The organism is Megasphaera sp. UBA4382 (assembly GCF_002391155.1).
Taxonomy (GTDB): domain Bacteria; phylum Bacillota; class Negativicutes; order Veillonellales; family Megasphaeraceae; genus Megasphaera; species Megasphaera hexanoica.
Genome location: NZ_DGRS01000023.1, coordinates 21207 through 28528 on the forward strand (window position 1 = coordinate 21207; position 7322 = coordinate 28528).

Annotated in this window: 6 protein-coding genes; 5 read left to right on the top strand and 1 reads right to left on the bottom strand. The window is 47.9% G+C overall.

The window, feature by feature from the left end; all coding sequences use genetic code 11:
* Positions 1 to 240 precede the first annotated feature (240 nt).
* Both B4H10_RS02510 and ilvD read left to right on the top strand, forming a co-directional pair.
* Entirely contained in the window at positions 241 to 1560 is a 1320-nt protein-coding gene (locus tag B4H10_RS02510; protein ID WP_059076369.1) for a lactate racemase domain-containing protein, read from the top strand.
* 113 nt (positions 1561 to 1673) lie between these two features.
* The gene (ilvD, locus tag B4H10_RS02515) at positions 1674 to 3395 is read left to right on the top strand and encodes a dihydroxy-acid dehydratase (RefSeq protein WP_075581782.1); all 1722 of its coding nucleotides are present in this window, start codon (positions 1674 to 1676) and stop codon (positions 3393 to 3395) included.
* 165 nt (positions 3396 to 3560) lie between these two features.
* Here ilvD and B4H10_RS02520 read toward each other — a convergent pair whose 3' ends face one another.
* Positions 3561 to 4364, bottom strand: coding sequence for an IclR family transcriptional regulator (locus B4H10_RS02520; protein WP_059076371.1), 804 nt, complete (start codon positions 4362 to 4364; stop codon positions 3561 to 3563).
* Positions 4365 to 4741: 377 nt separating this feature from the next.
* Between B4H10_RS02520 and B4H10_RS02525 the strand changes: the two genes are divergently transcribed.
* From B4H10_RS02525 to B4H10_RS02535, 3 genes are all read left to right on the top strand, one after another.
* On the top strand, positions 4742 to 5881 hold the full coding sequence (locus B4H10_RS02525; RefSeq protein ID WP_059076372.1) for an acyl-CoA dehydrogenase: 1140 nt from the start codon (positions 4742 to 4744) through the stop codon (positions 5879 to 5881).
* 27 nt (positions 5882 to 5908) lie between these two features.
* Positions 5909 to 6325, top strand: a complete 417-nt coding sequence (locus B4H10_RS02530) for a MaoC family dehydratase (protein ID WP_059076373.1) — start codon at positions 5909 to 5911, stop codon at positions 6323 to 6325.
* 68 nt (positions 6326 to 6393) lie between these two features.
* The coding region (locus B4H10_RS02535; protein WP_292018118.1) for a 4-hydroxyphenylacetate 3-hydroxylase N-terminal domain-containing protein at positions 6394 to 7322 on the top strand (929 nt) is incomplete at its 3' end.

A 7322-nucleotide genomic window follows, 5' to 3' on the forward strand; every position in this document is an offset into this window, starting at 1 on the left:
AAATTGCCGTCGGATTCCGGTATTCATAAGGGTTGATGGCTGTTTTATATATGTGATTTTCTCATAGCGAGCGAACATAAGGTGCAATCCCGTTATTTGACAGACACTGCCATTCTAGTACAATAATAGTATGTGAATTCGTAAATGTATACACATGTGTATATGCGAATTAATGTGCAATTGCATGAGGCAGGAACTGGTACAAATTCGTTCTGTTGCTGTAAAGAGAGGAGTAGTAGTATGAAACAAGGTACAGGTGTTGTAGGAGAATTATGTAAAGACGTATTTATTCCTAAAATGGTGAAAGTACATCAGAAATTTGATTTATCGTACATTAAACCGGAAGATATTCCCGGTGTTGTCCGGGCTCAGCTCGATCGTGACATCATCGCATCCAAAATAAAACCGGGCATGACGATTGCCATTACCTGCGGCAGCCGCGGCGTATCCAATACGGCTCTTATTATCAAGACCATTGCATCGTATGTTAAGGAAAAAGGTGCTAAACCGTTCGTATTCCCGGCTATGGGCAGTCATGGCGGTGCTACACCGGAAGGACAGACTCAGATCGTCAATGGCTATGGCGTCGTGGAAGACTATGTAGGATGCCCGATTCGTGCGACTATGGAAACGAAACAGATTGGCACGACCGATGATGGCCGTCCTGTTTTCATTGATAAATATGCAGCTGAATCGGATGGTATCATCATGCTGGGCCGTATCAAAGCCCATACGCAGTTCGTTGGCCCTTATGAAAGCGGCCTGATGAAGATGGCTGTTATCGGCATGGGCAAACAGCATGGCGCCGAAGGTGTCCATGAACAAGGCTTTGTCCATATGGCAGAAAACATCCAGCGCTATGGCAAAGTCATTCTGAAAAACGCTCCGATTATTTGTGGCGTCGGCCTTTTGGAAAATGCGGCAGATCAGACGCATACCATTGTCGCCCTCACGCCGGATGAAATCATCGAACAGGAACCGGAATACCTGAAAAAAGCAAAAGCTCTCATGGGACATATCATGATCAAACATGCCGACCTTCTCATCATCGATGAAATTGGCAAAAACATCAGTGGCGACGGCCATGACCCCAACGTTTCCAATATGCTGCCCCGTGAAACGGGCGTCCCCTTTGGCCCGAACGGTGAATTCCCGTCCAAGTGTGAATTCAATGCCGACCGCAAAATTGTCCTGGATCTCACGGAAGAAACTCATGGCAACGCCAATGGCCTGGGCTTGGCAGATGTAACGACACAGCGTTGCGTTGACAAGATTGTCAATGCTGCAGCATATCCGAATGCCGTTACCTCGACGATTCTGGAAATGGTCAAGATTCCGTTCTGGACGGAAAATGATAAACTGGCTATCCAGGTTGCACTGAAAACGGCTACGAAAGCTGATAAGACAGCTCCGAAAATCGTCCGCATCAAGAATACGATGGAAGTGCAGGATATTTACGTATCAGAAGCACTGCTTCCGGAAGTTGAAGCTAACCCGGATATGGAAGTAGCCGGGGAACTGGCTCCTATGCCGTTTGATGAAAATGGCAACCTGTTTTAATCCGTCATGACGATAGGAGACCGTATGCTGTATCTGGCAGCATACGGCCTCTCATATATAACATATTATATTTATATTTTGTTTCCCAATCCCTAAAACAAGGAGGAACATGAATGGAACAGAGATGTAAAGGCGTACGCAAAGTATGGGCCCAGTCGGATGCATTGAAACTCGGCACCGAATTCTCCGAAGGCGATCTCGCGAAACCGCAGATTTTGATTGATGATGTATGGGGTGAAAGCCATCCCGGCAGTGTTCACCTCGATAAGTATGCTAAACAGGCATCTATCGGCGTCTATGAAACGGGTGGCAAACCTGCTAATTTCCATGTCACTGATATCTGTGACGGATGGGCTCAGGGCCATGATGGCATGAACTTTATCCTTCCCAGCCGTGAAGTCATTGCCGATATGGTAGAAATCCATGCCAATGTCATTCCCTGGGATGGCGTTATTCTGATTTCCAGCTGTGATAAAGCCGTACCGGCTCATCTGGAAGTAGCTGCCCGTCTCGATATGCCGGTCATCCACATTCCCGGCGGTTCTATGCGCAGCGGCCCGGGGTGCACGACATCCGACCTCGCCGGCCCGATTACGGCCCGTGATAAACGCGGTCTGGTCAGCAAAGATGAAATGCGTGATTATAAACTGACGGGCTGTCCGACCTGTGGTTCCTGTCAGTTCATGGGAACGGCCAGCACGATGCAGTGCATGTCTGAAGCACTTGGTATGGCCCTTCCCGGCAATGCTGTCGTACCGGCTACATTGATGGAAAGTCAGCGCTATGCCCGTCTGGCAGGTCAGAAGATTATGGAACTGGCTGAAAAAGGCATCACCACGTCAAAAATCATGACGAAAGCGGCCTTCATCAACGCCATTAAAGTCCATCAGGCTATCAGTGGTTCTACCAATGCTACCATTCATTTCCCGGCTATTGCCCATCAGCTGGGCATTGATATTCATCCGCGCATGTTCGATGAAATCGGCAAGAATATCAAATATCTGACGAATGTACAGCCTAGCGGCAAATACATTACAGAATTCCTCTGGTATGCCGGCGGGATTCCCATGATCCAGATGTATCTCAAAGACGAACTGGATCTCAACGTCATGACCGTTACGGGCCGCACGCTGGGTGAAAACCTGGAAATGATTGAAAAGAGCGACTTCTTTGAACGCGGCCTTGGCTATCTCAAGACTTATGGCATTAATCCGGAAGATATCATCCGCAAACCGGAACATTCGAATAAATATGGTTCTCTGGCTGTACTGGACGGCAATATTGCTCCTGATGGCAGTGTCGTTAAATTCTCGGCTATCAAGAATCCCGATATGATGCATCATATCGGACCGGCACGGGTATTCAATTCGGAAGAAGACTGCCAGCAGGCTATCATTACTGGTCAGGTCAATCAGGGCGACATCTTATTTATCCGTTATGAAGGCCCGAAAGGTGCTGGTATGCCTGAAAGCCTCATGACGACCGATGCCATTGCCTTTGATGAACGCCTGGATGGCACGGTTGCACTGGTAACGGACGGCCGTTTCTCAGGTGCTACCCAGGGCCCGGCTATCGGCCACGTATCACCGGAAGCCGTAGAAGGCGGCCCCATTGCGCTCCTGGAAGACGGCGATATGATTGAAATCGACATTCCGAACCGCAAAATCAATATGATCGGCGTAAAAGGTGAAAAGAAGACGGCGGAAGAAGTAGATGCTATTCTGGCTGAACGTAAAAAGAACTGGAAGATGCCTGATTTCCCGAAGAAAAAAGGCTATCTGGCTCGCTATAGCAAATATGCGACATCGGCAATGTCCGGCGGATATCTTCAGTAATTCATACTAGTTTGCAGCTAATAAAGAAGGTATCGTACGAAGCAGTGGTGCTTTGTACGATACCTTTTTAGCTGTACGTTTATAGTAAATAACAACAAAATTCAGATATAAAAAAGACCTGTTGCTGAGAACAGGTCTTTTTTATACATGTAGTGACTTAACATCTTATATTGGCTGGGACTGGAATGATTTGGCAAAGAAATCAATATCGTTGATGTTCAGTTCTGTAAAGGTGTGTTCCAGTTTTTCCTTCGATGTCTTCAATGCGTCAATGGTTTTTTCCTTCTTTTCTTCTGTCAGGCGGAAAGAAGGGATGCTGACGCTCATGGCAGCGATATAATGACCGTGATACGCCAGGGGAACGGAGAAACAATTGATGCCGGGAGAAATTTCTTCTTTATCCGTGAAATATCCAAGCGTCTTGCCCTGCTGGCATTCATCATAGAAACGGTTAAAGTCTGTACAGGTCCGTTCTGTTACCGGGGCCAGCCCCTGGGGATAGAGTGTTTGCAGGCCCTGCAGGGTGTATTCGCTTAGCAGTGCTTTTCCGATAGCCGTGCTGTAAGCAGGAAGCCGTTTGCCGACGAAAGAAATGAGCCGTATCGGTTCGGGAGATTCTTCTTTTGCCAGATAGAGTACATCACCGCCTACCAGAACACCGAGCTGGCAGGCTTCCGATGTGGCATTGACGATGCGTTTCATCTGGGCTTTGAAAAGTTCTAGTATGTCCATGTCCTGCAGGCAGGCGGATCCGACGATGAGAGCGCTGATGCCGACTGTATACTTGTTGGATCCATGCTGGGTGATAAAGCGGCGTTCACACAGTGTGCGGATAATGGGAACAATCGTACTTTTGGGGACAGAGATAGCCGTGGCAATTTCTGTCAGGGAGCAGCCTTCCTTCGATGTGGAAAGAAGCTGCATAATGTCCAATACACGGGCTGTAGGGCGGTGCGTGGTATAGGGCATCCTATATTACCTCCTTTAAAATATATATGATGACGGTAAATCACAGGCAGTACATTGAGGTTCACAATCATCAGTATAGCGAAAATGGGACAACCTTGCAAATGGAAATAGATGATACAAGACTGAGAAGTCTGGTTATAGCACGGGCAGATATAAACCACAAAAGGAATTTATCGGCGAATATTGCTATTTTATGTGAAAAATGGTAGAATATAGACGTAAAACGTATATACAAATTATAACTCATATACGAACAAATTGCAAAAGAAATTGTCATATTTATCTATTCCGATATAGATATAATTCTGCTTTAAAACTATGAAAATAGTTTTGAATAAATGCCTTACGAGGCGTATAATTTAAGGAGGTATTTTTTTATGAATTTTGAATTCTCTGATGAACAGCAGGCGATTCAGAAATTGGTACGCGAATTTGCAGAAAAGGAAATTGCACCGACTGTCCAGGAACGGGATGAAAAAGCAGAATTTTCCCGTGAAATCTTTGATAAAATTGGTGAATTAGGCTTGTGCGGCATCTTTTTCCCCGAAGAATACGGTGGAAGTGATGGCAGTTATGTAAGCTATATCCTGGCTAATGAAGAATTATCCAAGGTTGATGACGCCGTAGCTGCCGGGTATGCCTCCAGCATTTCTCTGTGCGCATGGCCTATCTGGAAATTTGGTACAGAAGAACAGAAGAAAAAATACCTCACACCGCTGGCAGAAGGAACGAAACTGGGTGCTTTCGGCCTGACAGAACCCAATGCCGGTTCTGATGCTGCCCGTCAGCAGAGCACGGCTGTCCGTAAAGGCGACCATTATATCCTCAACGGCAGCAAAATCTTTATCACCAATGGCGGGGAAGCAGACATTTATGTCGTCTTTGCTATGACGGATAAGACAAAAGGCACAAAAGGGATTTCCGCGTTCATCCTTGAAAAAGGAATGGAAGGCTTCACTTTTGGCAAAGAAGAACAGAAGATGGGGATTCATGCTTCCAAGACGAGAGAACTGATTTTCCAGGATGTTAAAGTTCCGGTAGAAAATCTTCTCGGTGAAGAAGGCAAAGGCTTCAAAATCGCTATGCAGGGCCTCGATGGCGGCCGTATCGGTGTTGCTGCCCAGGGCCTGGGCATCGCCGGTGCTGCGCTGGAAGCGGCCATCAAGTATTCCAAGGAACGGGAACAGTTTGGCAAACCGGTCTGCAAGTTCCAGTCTATTTCCTTTATGCTTGCCGACATGGCAACGAAACTGGATGCAGCCCGTCTTCTCGTGTACCGTGCAGCAGCCCTCAAAGAACAGGGCAAACCGTGCACGAAAGAATCGTGCATGGCCAAGCTGTATGCGACCGATGCGGCTATGTCCATTGCAACGGACGCCGTACAGATTCTCGGCGGTTATGGCTACATCCGCGAATATCCGGTAGAACGGCTCATGCGCGATGCCAAGATTACCCAGATTTATGAAGGTACGAACCAGATTCAGAGACTGATTATTTCCGGCCAGCTTTTACAGTAAATCGTTCATACAGAAAGGGAGATAACGATGAGTGATGTATTAACCTATGATGAAATGAAAGTCGGCGATAAGACCACTTTCGGCAAAACAATTGGTGAATGTGATGTATATGCTTTTGCAGGTGTTACGGGTGATTTCAACCCGATGCATGTCAATGAAGTAGAAGCATCGAAGACCATGTTCAAAGGCCGTATTGCCCATGGCATGCTCAGTGCCGGCATCATCTCCACGACCATGACGAAAGCTGCTCATGGCGGCACGCCGATTTACTGCTCACAGGAATTAAAATTTAAGGCTCCTGTACATATTGGTGATACCATTACCTGCACGGCAGAACTCATTGAAAAGATTCCGGAAAAACATCGTCTGATTTACCGCACCGTCGTTACCAATCAGGACGGCGTAGTCGTTACAGACGGTAAAGCAATGATTTTAAAATTCTAAGTTGATTTGACGCGCAGGGGGCCCGGGCTCCTTGTGCGTTATCTGAAAAGCACAAGGAGGTTATACTCATGGCATTAATGACTGGTGAACAGTATATCGAAAGCATGCGCAAGCTCAATCTGCAGGTGTACATGTTCGGCAAAAAAATCGACAACGTCGTCGATGACCCCATCCTGCGTCCGTCCCTGAACTCGGTCCGCATGACCTACGACCTGGCCCAGATGCCGGAATACGAAGATCTCATGACGGCTACGTCGTCCCTGACTGGTGAAAAGATCAACCGTTTTACCCATATCCACCAGAGCACCCAGGACCTCATCAACAAAGTCCGGATGCAGCGTCTCCTCGGCCAGAAGACGGCAGCCTGCTTCCAGCGCTGCGTCGGCATGGATGCATCCAACGCCGTATTCTCCACGACCTATGAAATCGACCAGAAATACGGCACTCATTATCATGAAAACTTCAAGAAATTCCTGACCCGGGTACAGCAGAACGACTTTACCGTCGATGGCGCCATGACCGACCCGAAAGGCGACCGCGGCAAGGCTCCTCATGCCCAGGATGATCCCGATTTGTATCTCCACGTCGTCGAACGCCGTCCCGACGGTGTCGTCGTACGCGGTGCCAAAGCCCATCAGACAGGCTTCATCAACTCCCACGAAGTCATCGTTATGCCGACCATCGCCATGCGGGAAGCTGATAAGGATTACGCTATTTCCTTCTGCTGTCCGACCGATGCCGAAGGCATTTTCATGATCGTCGGCCGTCAGTCCTGCGATACGCGGAAACTGGAAGGAGCTCCCATGGATACGGGCAACCCCGAATTCGGCGGCACGGAAGCACTGGTTATCTTCGATAACGTATTTATCCCCAATGACCAGATCTTCCTCAACGGCGAAGTGGAATTTGCCGGCATGATGGTCGAACGCTTTGCCGGATATCACCGTCAGTCCTATGGCGGCTGCAAAGTCGGCGTAGGCGACGTCCTCATCGGGGC